Origin of the sequence: Aquimarina discodermiae (assembly GCF_040786235.1) — a bacterium.
Taxonomy (GTDB): Bacteria; Bacteroidota; Bacteroidia; order Flavobacteriales; family Flavobacteriaceae; genus Aquimarina.
The window spans coordinates 133,943-149,014 of the sequence record NZ_JBFMKP010000010.1 but is presented as its reverse complement, the minus strand read 5'-3'; the positions used below and the strand labels follow the sequence as shown (position 1 = coordinate 149,014).

General features: G+C 32.1%; 16 protein-coding genes. 11 read left to right on the top strand and 5 right to left on the bottom strand.

Translation table 11 applies throughout. From position 1 onward, the window contains the following. Positions 1-27: 27 nt before the first annotated feature. The gene (locus ABW636_RS08320; protein ID WP_367589505.1) at positions 28-549 is read right to left on the bottom strand and encodes a GNAT family N-acetyltransferase; all 522 of its coding nucleotides are present in this window, start codon (positions 547-549) and stop codon (positions 28-30) included. A 31-nt stretch (positions 550-580) separates the two neighbouring features. After that, complete coding sequence (locus tag ABW636_RS08315; protein WP_367589504.1) at positions 581-3,016, bottom strand: TonB-dependent receptor; 2,436 nt, start codon at positions 3,014-3,016, stop codon at positions 581-583. Positions 3,017-3,263: 247 nt separating this feature from the next. Between ABW636_RS08315 and ABW636_RS08310 the strand changes: the two genes are divergently transcribed. Together ABW636_RS08310 and ABW636_RS08305 are read left to right on the top strand one after the other, a co-directional pair. Next, the gene (locus ABW636_RS08310) at positions 3,264-3,740 is read left to right on the top strand and encodes a metal-independent carbonic anhydrase family protein (protein ID WP_367589503.1); all 477 of its coding nucleotides are present in this window, start codon (positions 3,264-3,266) and stop codon (positions 3,738-3,740) included. Between the two features lie 5 nt (positions 3,741-3,745). Then, positions 3,746-4,255 carry a hypothetical protein gene (locus ABW636_RS08305; RefSeq protein WP_367589502.1) on the top strand — a complete coding sequence of 170 codons (510 nt, stop codon included), beginning with the start codon at positions 3,746-3,748 and terminating at the stop codon, positions 4,253-4,255. A 123-nt stretch (positions 4,256-4,378) separates the two neighbouring features. On the opposite strand, the gene arsC is transcribed toward ABW636_RS08305, so the two are convergent. Then, positions 4,379-4,723 carry an arsenate reductase (glutaredoxin) gene (arsC, locus tag ABW636_RS08300; protein ID WP_367589501.1) on the bottom strand — a complete coding sequence of 115 codons (345 nt, stop codon included), beginning with the start codon at positions 4,721-4,723 and terminating at the stop codon, positions 4,379-4,381. A 112-nt stretch (positions 4,724-4,835) separates the two neighbouring features. Then, positions 4,836-5,937, bottom strand: a protein-coding gene (prfB, locus tag ABW636_RS08295) for a peptide chain release factor 2 (RefSeq protein WP_367589500.1) whose coding sequence is annotated in 2 segments (ribosomal slippage) — positions 4,836-5,873 and positions 5,875-5,937 — 1,101 coding nt in all. Because the reading frame shifts where the segments join, the coding sequence is not laid out codon by codon here. A 238-nt stretch (positions 5,938-6,175) separates the two neighbouring features. Here prfB and ABW636_RS08290 point away from each other — a divergent pair. The 3 genes from ABW636_RS08290 (at position 6,176) to ABW636_RS08280 (ending at position 10,676) form a co-directional block, all read left to right on the top strand. Continuing rightward, complete coding sequence (locus tag ABW636_RS08290; RefSeq protein WP_367589499.1) at positions 6,176-8,566, top strand: zinc-dependent metalloprotease; 2,391 nt, start codon at positions 6,176-6,178, stop codon at positions 8,564-8,566. A gap of 122 nt (positions 8,567-8,688) precedes the next feature. Next, positions 8,689-9,903, top strand: a complete 1,215-nt coding sequence (locus ABW636_RS08285) for a lanthionine synthetase C family protein (protein WP_367589498.1) — start codon at positions 8,689-8,691, stop codon at positions 9,901-9,903. 620 nt (positions 9,904-10,523) lie between these two features. Then, positions 10,524-10,676, top strand: coding sequence for a hypothetical protein (locus tag ABW636_RS08280; RefSeq protein ID WP_367589497.1), 153 nt, complete (start codon positions 10,524-10,526; stop codon positions 10,674-10,676). A 419-nt stretch (positions 10,677-11,095) separates the two neighbouring features. Here the strand turns inward: ABW636_RS08280 and ABW636_RS08275 are convergent, their stop codons facing one another. After that, entirely contained in the window at positions 11,096-12,808 is a 1,713-nt protein-coding gene (locus tag ABW636_RS08275; RefSeq protein ID WP_367589496.1) for a helix-turn-helix domain-containing protein, read from the bottom strand. A 486-nt stretch (positions 12,809-13,294) separates the two neighbouring features. Between ABW636_RS08275 and ABW636_RS08270 the strand changes: the two genes are divergently transcribed. The 6 genes from ABW636_RS08270 to ABW636_RS08245 all read left to right on the top strand — a co-directional run bounded on the left by ABW636_RS08270 (position 13,295) and on the right by ABW636_RS08245 (position 14,794). Beyond that, a complete protein-coding gene (locus tag ABW636_RS08270; protein ID WP_367589495.1) occupies positions 13,295-13,612 on the top strand; it encodes a hypothetical protein in 318 nt (105 codons plus the stop codon). 92 nt (positions 13,613-13,704) lie between these two features. Then, a complete protein-coding gene (locus ABW636_RS08265) occupies positions 13,705-13,851 on the top strand; it encodes a hypothetical protein (protein ID WP_367589494.1) in 147 nt (48 codons plus the stop codon). A gap of 48 nt (positions 13,852-13,899) precedes the next feature. Further along, a complete protein-coding gene (locus ABW636_RS08260; RefSeq protein ID WP_367589493.1) occupies positions 13,900-14,073 on the top strand; it encodes a hypothetical protein in 174 nt (57 codons plus the stop codon). A gap of 47 nt (positions 14,074-14,120) precedes the next feature. Further along, on the top strand, positions 14,121-14,288 hold the full coding sequence (locus tag ABW636_RS08255) for a bacteriocin (RefSeq protein WP_367589492.1): 168 nt from the start codon (positions 14,121-14,123) through the stop codon (positions 14,286-14,288). 113 nt (positions 14,289-14,401) lie between these two features. Then, positions 14,402-14,581, top strand: a complete 180-nt coding sequence (locus ABW636_RS08250) for a hypothetical protein (protein ID WP_367589491.1) — start codon at positions 14,402-14,404, stop codon at positions 14,579-14,581. 39 nt (positions 14,582-14,620) lie between these two features. Then, positions 14,621-14,794 carry a hypothetical protein gene (locus ABW636_RS08245; RefSeq protein ID WP_367589490.1) on the top strand — a complete coding sequence of 58 codons (174 nt, stop codon included), beginning with the start codon at positions 14,621-14,623 and terminating at the stop codon, positions 14,792-14,794. The last annotated feature ends 278 nt before the right edge of the window (positions 14,795-15,072 follow it).

Here is a 15,072-nt window from a genome sequence, read left to right as displayed (position 1 = left end):
AAAATATTAGTTGCATATGGTGCAGAATTACACTAGGGGATCGTAATTATTTTTATTCATTCTAAAATACATAGCATTTTCTATCCCACTGCAATAATCGTATTTCCAAAATACCATTTTCAGTTTTTCTATGACACGCAATGATGACTTATTTTGTGCAGAAACCCGGGCTATGATTTCATTTAACTGTAACGTTTCAAAACCATATTGTATAGAAGCCTTTGCAGATTCAGTTGCATACCCTTTGTTCCATTCTTTTCTAAAAATCCTAAAACCAACATCTATTAAATTTTCTTCATTAAACTTAAGTCCGCACCAACCTATAAACCGATCAGTATCTTTTTTGATAACAGCCCATCGACCATATCCATTTTCTTTATAATCAACATAGTTTTTCAAAAATGTTCTAGCGCTATTCACAGAGTCAAAGGCTCTATCACCTGTGTACTTTAAAACGTCTGGGTCCAGATTAAGATCATATAAGTTTTGCGCATCATCCAATGAGAAGTTTCTTAATATTAATCTTTCAGTTTCAATGATGTGTTTCATTTTAATATAGAATGGGGTGGGATATAGAAATTTAACTACCAAATTCTTCATCTTGGCCATTTTGCCTACCATTAGAACGTCGTCTTTTCTTTTTTTGATTAAATCGATATGTAAAGGATAGGTTAAAACTACGCTCTCTCCATTGAAACTCTACATCAGAGATAAAACGATCATCGAACGATGTGATTTTTCGCTTTCTGGAGTTTAGCAAGTCATTAACAGCAAATGTCAAAGATGCTTTTTCTTTAAATAGTTCTTTGCTAAAAGCCAGGTTAATACTACCGATTCCATTTCTTTCTGTTATAGCATTTTTACTTGGCCCCCTGTAAAAAAAACTGGTTTGCCATTCTATCTTTTTTGGTAATGTTATTTTATTACTTAAACGAGCAAACCAACTAAAGTTATCAGCATCCAGAACTTCGTTATTATGGTTTCCTTTGATACTCTCCTGAAAAATGTTGATGTTTCCATTTACTCTCCATTTCTTGTTGGGGTTATAAGTAACGGTTGTTTCAAATCCGTAGCGATCAGAACTTGTTAGATTGATAGGAGTTCTTTTTATAATAGATACTTGGGTACCTGGATTATTTTCATCACTACCAATGGTTGTTGTTATCCCAGTGTTTTCTGCAATAAAAGTGAAATTTTGTGTAGATCGAGTATAAAATACAGAAGTATTTAGTGTTAGCTTACCCATTTTATTTAAATACCCCAGATCCAATGCATTGGCATAACTGGGATTTAAATCAGGGTTTCCCTGAAACAAGTTTGTTGGACTTGATCTAGATGGAAAAGGGTTTATAAATCTGGATCGCGGTCTTCGTATTCTTCTATTGTACCCTAATTGAATACTTTGATTTTCTGTAAATTCGTATCCCAGATTGATAGTCGGAAAACCATTTATATAGGATTTTTTACTAAAATCCAGACTAGTTTGTTGATCAATAGTAATGCGAGTTTCTTCTAAACGTAGGCCTAGTAAGTAAGAAAATTTACCACATTTGCTTCCAAATTGTGTATAAACAGCATTGATATGTTCTTTGTAAATAAGGTTATTTGATAAATCTGTATCTGTGGTTATATTTTGTTCCTCTTCATATTGTACCAAATAGTTTGTTTTTAGGGTGTTAAAATTGCCACGATATCCCAGTTCGAATTGACTGTTTTTCCCTAATGGAAGTACATAATCTGTTTGCAGCAAAATACGATCCTGACTTTCTAATGTATTTACGAGTTCTATAGTATTAATATTTTCCTGTGTGATTCTTGAGTCTTCTTCTTCTTCACTATTCTCTTTTTGAAAATCTACAGTAAGTTTATGTCCACTTTTTTCAAAGTTTTTGGTATAATTAAGCGAATATTGTTTGGTAATATCATCTTCTATTTCGGGATCAAATCGTTTATTTTCGCTCAATAAAGTACCCCCTAGACTACTGTATTCTGATATTAGGTTGGTTGTATTTCTTTTATTATCACTTGATCTGTATAAAAATGAAGTAGTGATAGATGACGATTCATTGATATACCATTCTAACCCCACGTTAGTGTTGTAACCTTTTCGAATTCTGTCAAAGTTTCTTTCTTCTCGCAAAAAAGTATTAGGCAAACCACTAAAAATATATTGTGTTTCATTAATGATATATCCAGGTATTTCTGAATAATTGTAACCAGAGGTAGTAAAAAAATTAAAATCTCCTGTCCTGTAATTAAGATTACCAGAGATACCGGCAGTATATGGATAGCCGCTATTGAGGGTAATAGCACCATTAAGTCCTTGTAATTTACTTCTTCGTAAAATGATATTTAAAATTCCAGCTGTTCCTTCGGCATCATATCTTGCAGAAGGAGAGGTGATGACCTCTACACGCTCTATGGATTCTGCAGGTAACTGTCGTAACGCATCTGTGCTACTTATTCCTACTAAACCAGAGGGTTTTCCGTTAATTAGTATTCTAACATTATCATTTCCTCGTAAAGCAACATTGCCTTCTACATCTACAGAGACAGAAGGAACATTATCTAGTACATCGCTTACGGTTCCTCCTCGTACGGTAAGGTCTTTACCAACATTATAAATCTTTTTATCGAGCTTGATATCGACCGTTGTTTTTTCTGCTATGATAATGGTTTCTTCCAGAGATTCTGTATCTGTTTGAAGATAGATGGTTCCAAAAGATTTATTTTGTAGTATTTTTTGTCTTACTAGCTTTTTGGTTTTAAAAGAAATAAACTCAAAACTAATATCATAAACCCCTCTTGAAAGCGTAATTTTAAAATCGCCTTTTTCATTGGTAATGCCTCCTGTTACAACTTTACTTGTTTTCGAACTTAGAATGCTAATCGTAGCATATTCTAAAGGTTCCTGAGATTCGTTATCGACTATTTTTCCTGAAATGGTGAATTCTTGATTTTGAGCCCACGTAGTATTTAAAATAAAAAGGAATAATAGTAGTGTTATTTTATTCATGTGAAAAGAAATATAGTGTCCAAAAGTAAGACTCTCTTATTTCTAAAAGGTTTAAAGTGATGTTAAATATATTTTCAGGATTTAAATATCAAATGACAAATATTTGTTGGTATAGTAAACTATCAAAGTTTTTTGCAACTATGTTGCATTAATGAATTATTTTATTATATTTGCAACTGTATTGCATTAACAGATATGCTTTTATATAGCACAAAAAATAAGTAACTCAATTAAAACTTAATTTAAGATGGTAACAAAGGAACAGGTAATTGAAGCTCAAAATAAATGGGGCGAAGGTGTGGTTAAGATAGGATCTTTGAAGGAAGATAGATCTAACTGTGAAGTTTTTACCAATGAATTTCTTGATACGTTGTATGCTTTTGAAGCAGGTAAGGTGTTGTTTAAACCAACCAAATGCGAGATAGAGCAATTTAGACCAACCAAAGCAAAAGCATTATCCTATTTTATAGCAGGAGATCATAGAGAATGTAATGAGGATCATGGTTTTGCGATTGCACCATGGACTAAAGTAAGATTCGAAAACTCAGAGATTGTTTTGGAAGAAAATCGTGCAATTGCAATGGGGAATTATTTTTTCACCGGTTTAGATGGTATTGAGGTAAAGGTAGAATATACTTTTGGTTATAGAAAAGCTGGTGATGCATTAAAAATTGATTTGCATCATTCTTCATTTCCTTTTAAGGCACAAGAAGTTACTGCCTAAAATAAATGAAGAAAATCTTATATTTTATTTGTCCAACAGATTACCTAGAACCTATTATTAACAATACATTTAAACAAGAGAATTATTATTATAGTTCGTTAGGTAATTCTACATCATTTGACAATAATTTATTAGAACAAACAAAAAATATAATTAAAACGAAAAAAATTAATGAAATTTCTTTTGTGCTTTCTAACGACAACCGTATCGTTTTGGATGCTTTAGAAGATCAATGCTATGCTGAAATACTTTGCTTAAAAAGTCTTCATGATCAAATCTTAGAACAAAAGAAACATTCGAAAATTTCATGGCAAACATGGAATGATCAATATTTAATTCTTTCGGCTTTTTTAAATAGTAAAATAAAAGAACTAAAACTTGGATTGGCAGATTTATTATCGGTTGACCAAATTAAAATAAATGGTAGTGTTTATAATAGACAAAAACACGTTTTTAAAGATATATATTCAGATTTGATTATAATGGGATACCCTGGTTTCAATTTTCATCAATAAGTAATTGATATACTGTTTAAAACAGGGGTTTGTGTTTGAACTTAATAAGTTAAGTTTTGATTATTCGTAGCAGCTTAAAAGTGTGGTTACTTAAGCTGCTACTTTTTTTATGATGATTATCTATTACTTTAATAAATCAATTACTTTTTCAGGTGGTCTTCCTATAATAGCTTTACCATTCTTAATAACAATGGGGCGCTCTATCAATTTAGGATTCTCTATCATAGCGGTGATTACTTCTTCATTAGATAGATCTTTACCTTTATAGTTTTCTTTCCATATGGCTTCATTTTTTCTAACCAATGTAATAGGTTCTATTTGTAATAGATCAATGATCTCAGATAATTTTTCTTTAGTAAGAGGTGTGTCCAAATACTTAACTATTTCAAGGTCTTCTTTATGCTCTTCAAGAATTGCAAGACATTGTCTGGATTTGCTACATCTGGGATTGTGATATATCGTAGTCATTTTTTTTTTGATTTTAATCCACATTGTGGAGTTTAATTCTACGAGGCTTGCCTCGAAATGTAAAAACTGTTTTCTGATGGATGCCTCGTGAGCTTACTCAGAGATACTTGACTTAAACATCTTCTGTTTTTTGCCCCATCATCATTAGATATGCTTTTAAGAACTGATCTATGTTTCCGTCCATAACTGCATCTACATTACCTGTTTCTTCGGCGGTACGCACATCTTTTACCAATTTATAAGGGTGCATAACATAATTTCGAATTTGAGACCCCCATTCTATTTTCATTTTAGAAGCTTCAATCTCATCACGTTGTGCTTGTTGTTTTTTAAGTTCTAATTCAAATAATTGAGATTTAAGCATTTGTAATGCTTTTTCTCTATTGTCGTGTTGGGATCTCGAATCAGAGCAAGATATTTGTATTCCCGTAGGGAAGTGGGTAAGCTGGACTTTTGTTTCTACTTTATTCACGTTTTGCCCACCAGCACCACTTGATCTTGATGTGATAATTTCGTAATCAGATGGGTTGATATCTATTTCGATACTATCGTCAGCAAGTGGGTATACGTAGATAGAAGCAAAAGAAGTATGTCTTTTTGCGTTACTATCAAAAGGAGAGATACGTACTAAGCGATGTACTCCATTTTCTCCTTTTAGCCATCCAAATGCATATTCTCCTTCAATTTCGAGAGTTACGGTTTTTATTCCGGCAACATCCCCATCTTGATAATTAAGCTCTTTTACTTTATACCCTTGTTTTTCTGCCCACATCAAGTACATTCTCATGAGCATACTCGCCCAATCACAACTTTCTGTACCACCAGCTCCTGCAGTGATCTGAAGTACAGCACTCATACTGTCTCCTTCATCACTAAGCATGTTTTTGAATTCTAAACCTTCAATTAAAGATTTGGTAGCTTCATAGCGTTCAGAAATTTCGGACTCCTCGGCATCTCCCTCTTTATAAAACTCGTAAAGAACTTCAAGGTCATCAACAGATGTAACTCCTTTGTCATAATCAGAAACCCATTTCTTTTCTGCATTAAGAGTTCGCATTAATTTTTCTGCCTGCTGCGCGTCATCCCAAAAATCAGGGGCGTATGTTTTTTCTTCTTGATTGGTAATTTCTATAAGCTTGGCATCAATGTCAAAGATACCTCCTTAACGCAACCAGGCGCTCCCTAAGATCTTGTAAAGTCTCAGTATTGATCATAATTTATTATTTTTTTGACAAAAATAGGGTTTAACAGTTCAGTAAGAAGTATTTTTTACATTATTTTATAGTTTTAAACAGAATCATTGTTTTTGAAGATATATGAGGGAAATCAATTTCCAATTAATAATGATAAAATGTAATGTGATTCTGTCTATTATAGCATATAAAAAACTTTTAATTTTTACCAGTGATAAATTATTTAAAACCCACGAAACTATTTTTAGCTTGTATATTTTTGCTTATCAGCAACTTTATCACAGCTCAATTTTTAGAAAAACAAAAAAACCTAAAATCATTTACTGGGTTTTTTAATTTTTACTATAGTAATGAACAGGATAAAATCTATTTAGAAGTTGATAAACTGGATACAGAGTTTTTATATGTTCGCTCGTTAAAAACGGGCTTAGGTTCTAATGATATAGGCTTGGATAGAGGTCAGATAGGTGATGGGGTTATTGTAAAGTTTCAAAAAGCAGGTAACAAGTTATTACTTGTCCAACCTAATCAGAAATATAAAGCGATTACCAAGAATATCCCAGAACAAAAGAGTGTAGAAGAAGCTTTTACCAGATCGGTACTATTCGGGTTTTCTATAAAAGAAGAAAAGTCAGGAAAATATATTGTTGATTTCACGCCATTTTTAATGCAAGACGCACATGGGGTTATAGATAAAATAAAAGCTAATAAATCCGGTAGTTACCAGGTGGATCTTGGCAGAAGTAGTATTTATTTGGAAAATACCAAGGGGTTTCCTAAAAATGTAGAGTTTGAAGCTTTGATCACATACAAAGGTACACCTAAAAGCGAACGTATTAAATCGATTGCTCCCAATCCTAAGTATTTAACCGTTATTCAGCATCATTCGTTTGTAGCGTTACCTGATGATGGTTATAAAAAGAGAAGCTTCGATCCAAGATGTGGAGCAATATCAATTTCATATATGGATTATGCTACACCGATTTATGAACCTATTTTAAAACGATATATTACAAGACACAGATTAGAAAAAAAATATCCGAGTCAAAAGGTTAGCGAAGCTAAAGAACCTATTATTTATTATTTGGACCCAGGTACGCCAGAACCTATACGATCTGCGCTAATTGAAGGAGCGCAATGGTGGGATGAAGCTTATGAGGCCATTGGCTTTAAAAATGCATTTCAGGTAAAGATGTTACCAGAAGGAGCAGATCCTATGGATTTGAGGTATAATGTCATACAGTGGGTTCATCGATCAACTAGAGGGTGGAGCTATGGAGCAAGTGTAGTAGATCCTAGAACAGGAGAAATTCTTAAAGGACATGTAAGCCTGGGAAGTTTACGAATACGACAAGATTTTTTAATAGCTCAAGCTATTTTAAATCAGCCTTTTAAAGAAGGAGACGATCAACACGATAAAATGATGACTATGGCATTGGCACGTATTAGACAGTTATCGACACATGAGGTGGGACATACCATTGGTTTTGCTCATAATTTTGCTGCAAGTGCTAAGGATAGAGCGTCGGTAATGGATTACCCACATCCTAAAGTTTTCATAAAAGGAGGTAATATCGATATTTCGGATGCGTATGATACAAAAATAGGCGAATGGGATAAAATTACAGTAGCATACAGTTATTCTGAGTTTGAAGAATCTGTTGATGAAAAGGAAGCGTTGAATCAACTATTGGACCAATCATATCAATCAGGTTTTCGTTTTATTACAGATACAGATGCCAGAGCAGAAGGAGGAGCTCATGAACTTGCTCATTTATGGGATAATGGCAATAGTGCTATAAAAGAGCTGGAAAATGTATTAAAAGTACGCGAGGTTGCCATTCAGAATTTTTCTGAAGAAAATATACGCAGTGGTGAACCGTACTCTGTTCTCGAAGATGTTTTTGTACCGCTTTACTTTTTTCATCGATATCAGACAGAAGCAGCTGTAAAACTTATTGGTGGGTTAAATTATAATTATGCCGTAAAAGGAGATCATCAGACTATTGTTGAAACGATAAGTGTAGAGAAACAAAGAAATGCTTTATCACAAGTTTTAAAAACAATTTCACCTACTGTTTTGGCTATTCCAGAAGAAAAATTGAAATTGTTTCCGCCAAGGGCGTATGAATATAATAGAACCAGAGAATCATTTCATGGAAAAACAGGAGTTGGCTTTGATGCTTTGGGAGCTGTTGCCACCGCTAGTAATATGAGCATTTCTCTTTTATTACATCCAGAGCGAGCCTCTAGATTAGTACAACAAAAAAGTTTAGATCAAAATCAAATAGGATTATCAGAAACTTTAGATCAATTAATTGAGAAAACGTTCAAACTAAAAGTAAAGAATTCTTATCATAGAGAAATTCTTCATGTCGTAAGAAGTACTGTTTTAGAGCATTTAATGATCTTAGCATCTAACAAGCAAGCCTATACTCAGGCAAATGCGATAGCGTATGCAAAAATCAAAAGTATAGAATCAATGCTAAAAGTAGATACCAATGATGATTTGGAAAAGATTTATAATCAATACTATCTTGATAAAATCCAGCGGTATCAAAAAAATCCAGAAAAGCTAATAATTACTGCTTCGCCAAAGATTCCTGATGGTTCTCCAATCGGTAGTTTTAGATGTAATTTTAAACATTAACAAACGCTATAAAGTTATAGCTAAAATTCTTGAATTTCGACAGGTAGTATACTATAAGATCCCTGTCTAAGTTTTACATTTATCCCACAAATAATTAAGAAAATAAAGAATCGTATATATACATGAATTTGGAAAGTCAGTTTAGGGAAAAATTAAAAGAAATAAGTGAGGTTTTGGATCAGGAAACCTCTAAAAACAAAGAAATTGGAGTGTTGTCGGGGACCTCTGGAGTGGCGTTGTTCCAGTTTTATTATTCCAGATTTTTGGATGATGATGTTCATGCTGATAAAGGTGTCGAGACCATCACCAAAATGGTAGATTATATTAATAACGGATTTAATTATCCAACATTTTGTACAGGAATTGCAGGTGCATGTTGGGTATTAGAAATTCTTAGAGAAGAAGATTTTGTAGAGCTCGATGAAGACTTTCTATCACATAGTGTTGATGGACATTTGCTAGAAGCGATGAGAGCAGATATAAAAGATGATAACTTTGATTTTTTACATGGTGCCATGGGATATGGGTTTTATTTTCTGAAACGGTATAAAAATATAACCTCAGAAACATCTAAGAAGAAGTACAAAGCATATTTGGATGAACTAATTCGGGCACTTAAAGAATCTTCAACAAAAGAAGGGGATAAAATTTGGTGGGATTCGGTTTTAAAGAAAGAAGAAGGAGTCATTGGATGTAATCTAAGTCTATCCCACGGAATAGCAAGTAACATTAATTTTTTATCTCGCCTGGCTACATATGATGAGTTTTTTGATGATGTAAAGGACCTTATAGCGTATACTTCAAATTATATATTGGATTATAAAAATAAGGACACCTCTTTAACCTCAACATTTCCCAACTGGATTGTAGCTGGAGAAGTTGTTGATTTTAACTCCAGACTAGCTTGGTGCTATGGTGATTTAGGAATTGGTATCTCTTTGTTGCGTGTTGCCGAAACGTTAAAAGATCAAAAATTATATGAAGAATCAATACGTATACTTCAGAAAACTACGCACCGAAGAGATAAAGAAGAAGCTTCTGTAATAGATGCTGGGTTGTGTCATGGTGCTTATGGGATACTTCAGATCTATAACTATCTATATAAGAAAACAGGAGATTCTTTGTTTAAAGAAGCAGCGGATTTTTGGGCACAAGAAGCCTTGCAAATGGCCACTATAAAAGAAGGATATGCTGGATATGCAGCGTGGCAAGGAGCAAAAGAAGAATGGCTCCCCGAGGTGAGTTTGCTAGAAGGTGTTGCTGGTATTGGATTGACAATACTATCTTATTTAACTCCTTCTATGGCGAAATGGGATGAGTGTTTGTTGATTAGTTAATTATTTCACGATATGAAAACACCCGACTTTATATAGTAAGATAGGGTGTTTTATGGATGTACTCTATAATTTAATAGTTATGCGATTTACGAAATTCTCTCCATAAATCTTATTAGACTTAAAATAGTGAGCCGGGTATTTATCGAAAGAGGTTGTTTCAGTCTTTATGAATAACCTTCTGATTTTTAAATTATTAAAACTGGTTTTTAGCTTTAATAATTTGATCTTCATAATGTAGTACCTGATTGTCAATAAGGTGTTTATATAAAAACTTATCGAAAGATAAGTGGTAATTGATTGTTTTTTCAGAGTATTCATGAATCTAAGGCGGTATTCATGAATTTCTATTATGACTTCTTGTAATTGTCTCTTTTTCAGTGTTATGTTTGTTACGGTCAATGCGCATTGATCAACTTAAACCCGGATTATGCATTAGAACTTCGTTATGAAGGTTTCAAGTGCAATAAAAACTGATGTTTTCTTAATTTCAGCATAGCATCGCTATGGTTATATTAAAAAATATAGCAAAGCGCCAGTTTTTGAAGCAATTGGAAGCTGTAATAGATTTTCTAATTCATAATCCGGGTTAAATAGTACTTAACAATTTAAAAAATTTAAAAATGAAAGAATTAAAATTAGAAGAAATGCGAGTAGTAAATGGAGGAAGTGATGTGCCTTCTGGAACAACTTCAACCGGAGAGTGTTTTGGACCTGGAGGAGCTACCGGAGGCGGTTTGGGGTATCTAAATTATTATGGATATAATCGTTTTTAAACTGAGATTATTACTTAAATAAAAAAACATCCTTCTTTTATAATTTGCAAAAAAAGGATGTTTCTTTATTTCTAATACCATTTATATTTTGAATTTACTGGAAAAGAAAATTAAGATTTTTTTGTTTCAGTGAAGAAGAAAAATCAAGCATAGCAGGGCTACGGTTTATTTTTATTCTAAAACTGAGGTAAAAAAAGAACATTTTATTCCGGTAGATTTAAAGTGTAAATGGTATAAATTTATTTTTATCAAATAATTATAACTATTCAGGATTCAGTATGATCGTTTGTTAAACTTCTATAATCATAAGTTATAATGGTAGTTCTAGACTCATACTTAAGAATTAAGGTACGATTTTGTACATAGTATACAACTCCAATAATAGAGTCAATTCTATTAAGTCTAAAAGTTTCAATTTTTTAAGAGTGAGTGTTTTCTTTTTTGATAAGTTCTTTAATGTAGTAGGATGGTTTGATTTTGACTTGTTTATAAAAGGCTTTAGAAAATGTTTCAGCACTATTATACCCTAATTCATGTGCAATTGCTTTAATTGTATATTTTCTTAATCGCTTATTTTCTTGTAATTCCTTAATTGCGTAATTAACGCGTAACTCATTTATATAGCTAGTAAAATTTTTATTTTTGTATTGATTGATCACATATGATAAATATTTGACATTGGTTTCTAGTACATTAGCTAAAGATTGAGAGCTTAAGCCAGAAGTAAGATAGTCAAGATTTTTTTCAAACTCATTTAATTTTTCTAGTATATCGGTTACATGTTTTTCGGGTATTTGTACGTCGTCATTTTTTATGATTAACTTAGGTTGATCTCCTACTTTTGGTTTTGATATTAATTCTTCAAATCGTAGTCGATATAATTTCCTTTTTCTATATTGATGGTATAGTAGTGCACCACACATTATTAATGATAAAATTAGTAAAAGTATCCCTAAAAGGTATGTTGTGTTGTTTTTGTTTAGTTTTGTTATAAGGTCCTCTTTTTCAGTTAGGAGTAAGGGAATGTCATAATCTTGATTCACCTTTTTTTGTATTGATGCCTTATCGTTTAGGTATTGGTCGAGTACTGTATTTAATTTGTCGAGATACTTATTTTGATTTTCTAAGTCATCTTGTTCTTTATAATAGTTTTTTAAATACTCATATGTCTTAATATGTTTATATTCTGGTGCATAATCCAACGTTTTTAATAAAGAATCGGTTTTTATAAAATACGGAATCGCTTTTTCTCTTTGATTATGCTCGAAATAAGATTTTCCCAGATAATAATACCCATCAATAATAGTAGGGATGTCTTCAAAATCAATGATAGTAGGTAATGCATTGTTTATACTATCAATAGCAGTTTTGTAATTTTGTTTATGGTGTTGATTAATACCTTCACAAAGAATAAAATATGCTCCCATCCTTCTTAGATTATTATCAGTATTTCTAATCGATTTGGTATATCCTTTAGTATTATAAAAAGAGCTAGAGTCAGGTTTTTGCATACTGATATAGGTTTCTGCGATTGCATGTAAAACCCTTAAGTGCCTAAGTTTATAAATATATTCTGTTTGCTTTTCATAAAAAGCTTCACATTTTTTAAAAGTAACTAAAGCTTCTTCTCTTTCATTTAGATGTTCACTTTTTATAATCCCAATCATATTCATATATTGTATTCTATATGATACATCGATAGAGTCAACTTCTTTTATGTAGGTACTACGTGCTTTATTAAGGTATTTTAATGTCTCTTTAATATCTCTTTTGTTATATAAAAAATATTGAGCTTTCTTAAAATATGCCTTTGCAGTAATATTACTTTGTATTTTATTTTTCTCAATTAGTATAATACTATCCAAGTATGCCGTTTTATCCTTTTTTAAATCATAGAGCATATTAAATCCATGAACAATTTTATGAGTGTCTCGCTCGGTTTTGGCTTTATACAGATATGTTTTAGCACTTTGATTTGCTATTATTGAATCTGTACGTTTATGTCTGGAGTAGATATTTTGAAGTTCGCTAAAACTTTTGTTTTGAAAAGAATCGATATAAGTTTGGGCGTTTATAAACGAACAAAAAAGTATGATTTTACAAAAAAAAATTGCCTTTAATATCTTGTGCATAAAATGATTTTAATCCACATAGTGGAGTTTAATTCTGCGAGGCTTGCCTCGAAATGTAAAAACTGTTTTTCCGCTGGATGCCTCGTGAGCTTGCTTCGAGGTAGTTGACTAAAAATGTAGTAGAAAACACTTTTTGTAATGATGGCAAAAATAGTATTTTATAAATAAAGGATGTTCCTATCCAATTACTATTTATTATGCGCTACGATTCTAATTCTATTTTTCTCATAAAAAGAAAAGAAAAGAAAGTTAGTTATTATATATTTTAAGGAGTTTTGATATTCCATTTTTCACTTTCCAGTCAATTTATATACTACAATTCAAAAGTGCACATACACTGTGCATCTAAATTCATGAATAGCACTCGAAATTCATGAATACCCAAAATAGCGACTTGCAATTCCCTCATTTGTAGACTTATGTTTGTTCCTGTCAATGCGCATTGACTGACATAAATAATTTAGTGAAATTTTAAAAATTAAAGTAATGAGAAATTTAGAAGTAAAAGAAATCGAAGAAGTGAATGGTGGGCTAGGTAATTTTGCCGTAGGAGCGATTGCAGGAGGTGCACTTTATTTACTTGGTGGTGCATATGGTGGTAGCATAAGTTTAGGAGGATTCACAGGGGCTGTTGTAGCAGGAGCATATACTAGTGGATTTAGTGCCTTAGCAGGTGGCGGTAGAGTAGCAAATGCGATATTCGGTGCGAATGGTGTTGGTATAGGTAGTGGAGTAGGTTTAGCTGTTAATGGTACTATAAATAATCAGAATAAAAAGCAGCAAGGAAAATCAGGAACAAAATAGTATGAACGTATAAGGTCTGATTCTACTTATAGAATCAGACCTTATTATCTGTGTTTAAAAAAAGAGCGAAAAACAATTTAAAAAATAAAACAATGAGAACATTAAAATTAGAAGAAGTACAGGAAGTAAACGGAGGATTTATTGGCTTGGCATTAGTTGCCCCATTAGGTCCTCTTGGCACCGCGATAGGTATAGCTGCAGGTGTGAGTGTTATAGTAGGATATGCAGGAGCTAATTAAGCAGTGTTAAAAAAACACATAAGATTTTACAATTTAAAATTTAAAATAATGAGAGAATTAAAAAAAGAAGAAGTGTCAAGTGTTAACGGAGGATTTAATATTCCTAATTTGACTTTTCCTCCGCAACCAATTTTTCCGGATAATAGTTGGGTTTGGGAAAGCATACTTGAAAACTATGGCTCTCGTGGACACAAAATTCCTGGATCACAAGGAATGTCATAAAGCATCAATAAAAAATAGTAATAAAAAATTATTTAAAAATTAAAATAATGAAAACATTAAAAAAAGAAGAATTGTCGAGTATAAACGGTGGTATGAGCCTTCCAAAACCACCAAGGAGTGCCTCAGTTATTAGATTATATTCTTCGGGTAGTTATAGCAGTGGTAGTGGGATACATAACGATTTTGTAGAAAGCGGATCGTATGGACAACCTTAAGGTATTCGTGAAAATTATAATTAAAAAGTAAAGTGATAACGTCTGGTTTTGATGATTTTATGCATAAAATCAGACGTTATATGGTTTAATAACAAAAAATTAAATTTTAAGTCATGAGAAATTTAGAAAACAAAGAAACAGCATTGATTAACGGAGGTAGTTGTAATATCAATGGATGTGAACCAAAAGAAGAACCTGAGTTACCGGTAGGTCTTATAAGAATAAAAAAACCATTTTTTCCAATAGTTCCAATACTACCTATAATTCCTGTACTTCCATTACCGGTGAAATAGGCTTAATAAATAGAAATTAAACAATTAAAATTTAGAACAATGAAAACATTAAAAAAAGAGGAATTATCGATTATTAATGGGGGAGTGGGGCTTGCTTTTCCTCCAGTATCACGAGTAGGAATAGTTAAGGGGTTAATTCCGGTACCTCCAGTACGAATAAAAGAACCGTATTATCCAATTGTTCCGGTAAATCCAAGATATTCAAAGCGATAAGCTAGGGATGCAATTAAAATAACCTCATGCATTTTTTGAATCAGGTTGTTTTTAGATAGGTTATTAAGACATCACAATTATCAATGCTCTTATTCAGCTATTTCGTAGCTAATTTAGATTACTTATAGTACTTATAACAAAGTGAAAAATATTGTTTTTTGCCTTGTTATATCAAGAAAATAAAATCTGAAAAGAGAACAAAGAAAAGCTTCTTATAAAAGTATTGGATATCGAATTTTAGAGATTACAGTTAATAGGAGAAACTTGTACTTCTAGTA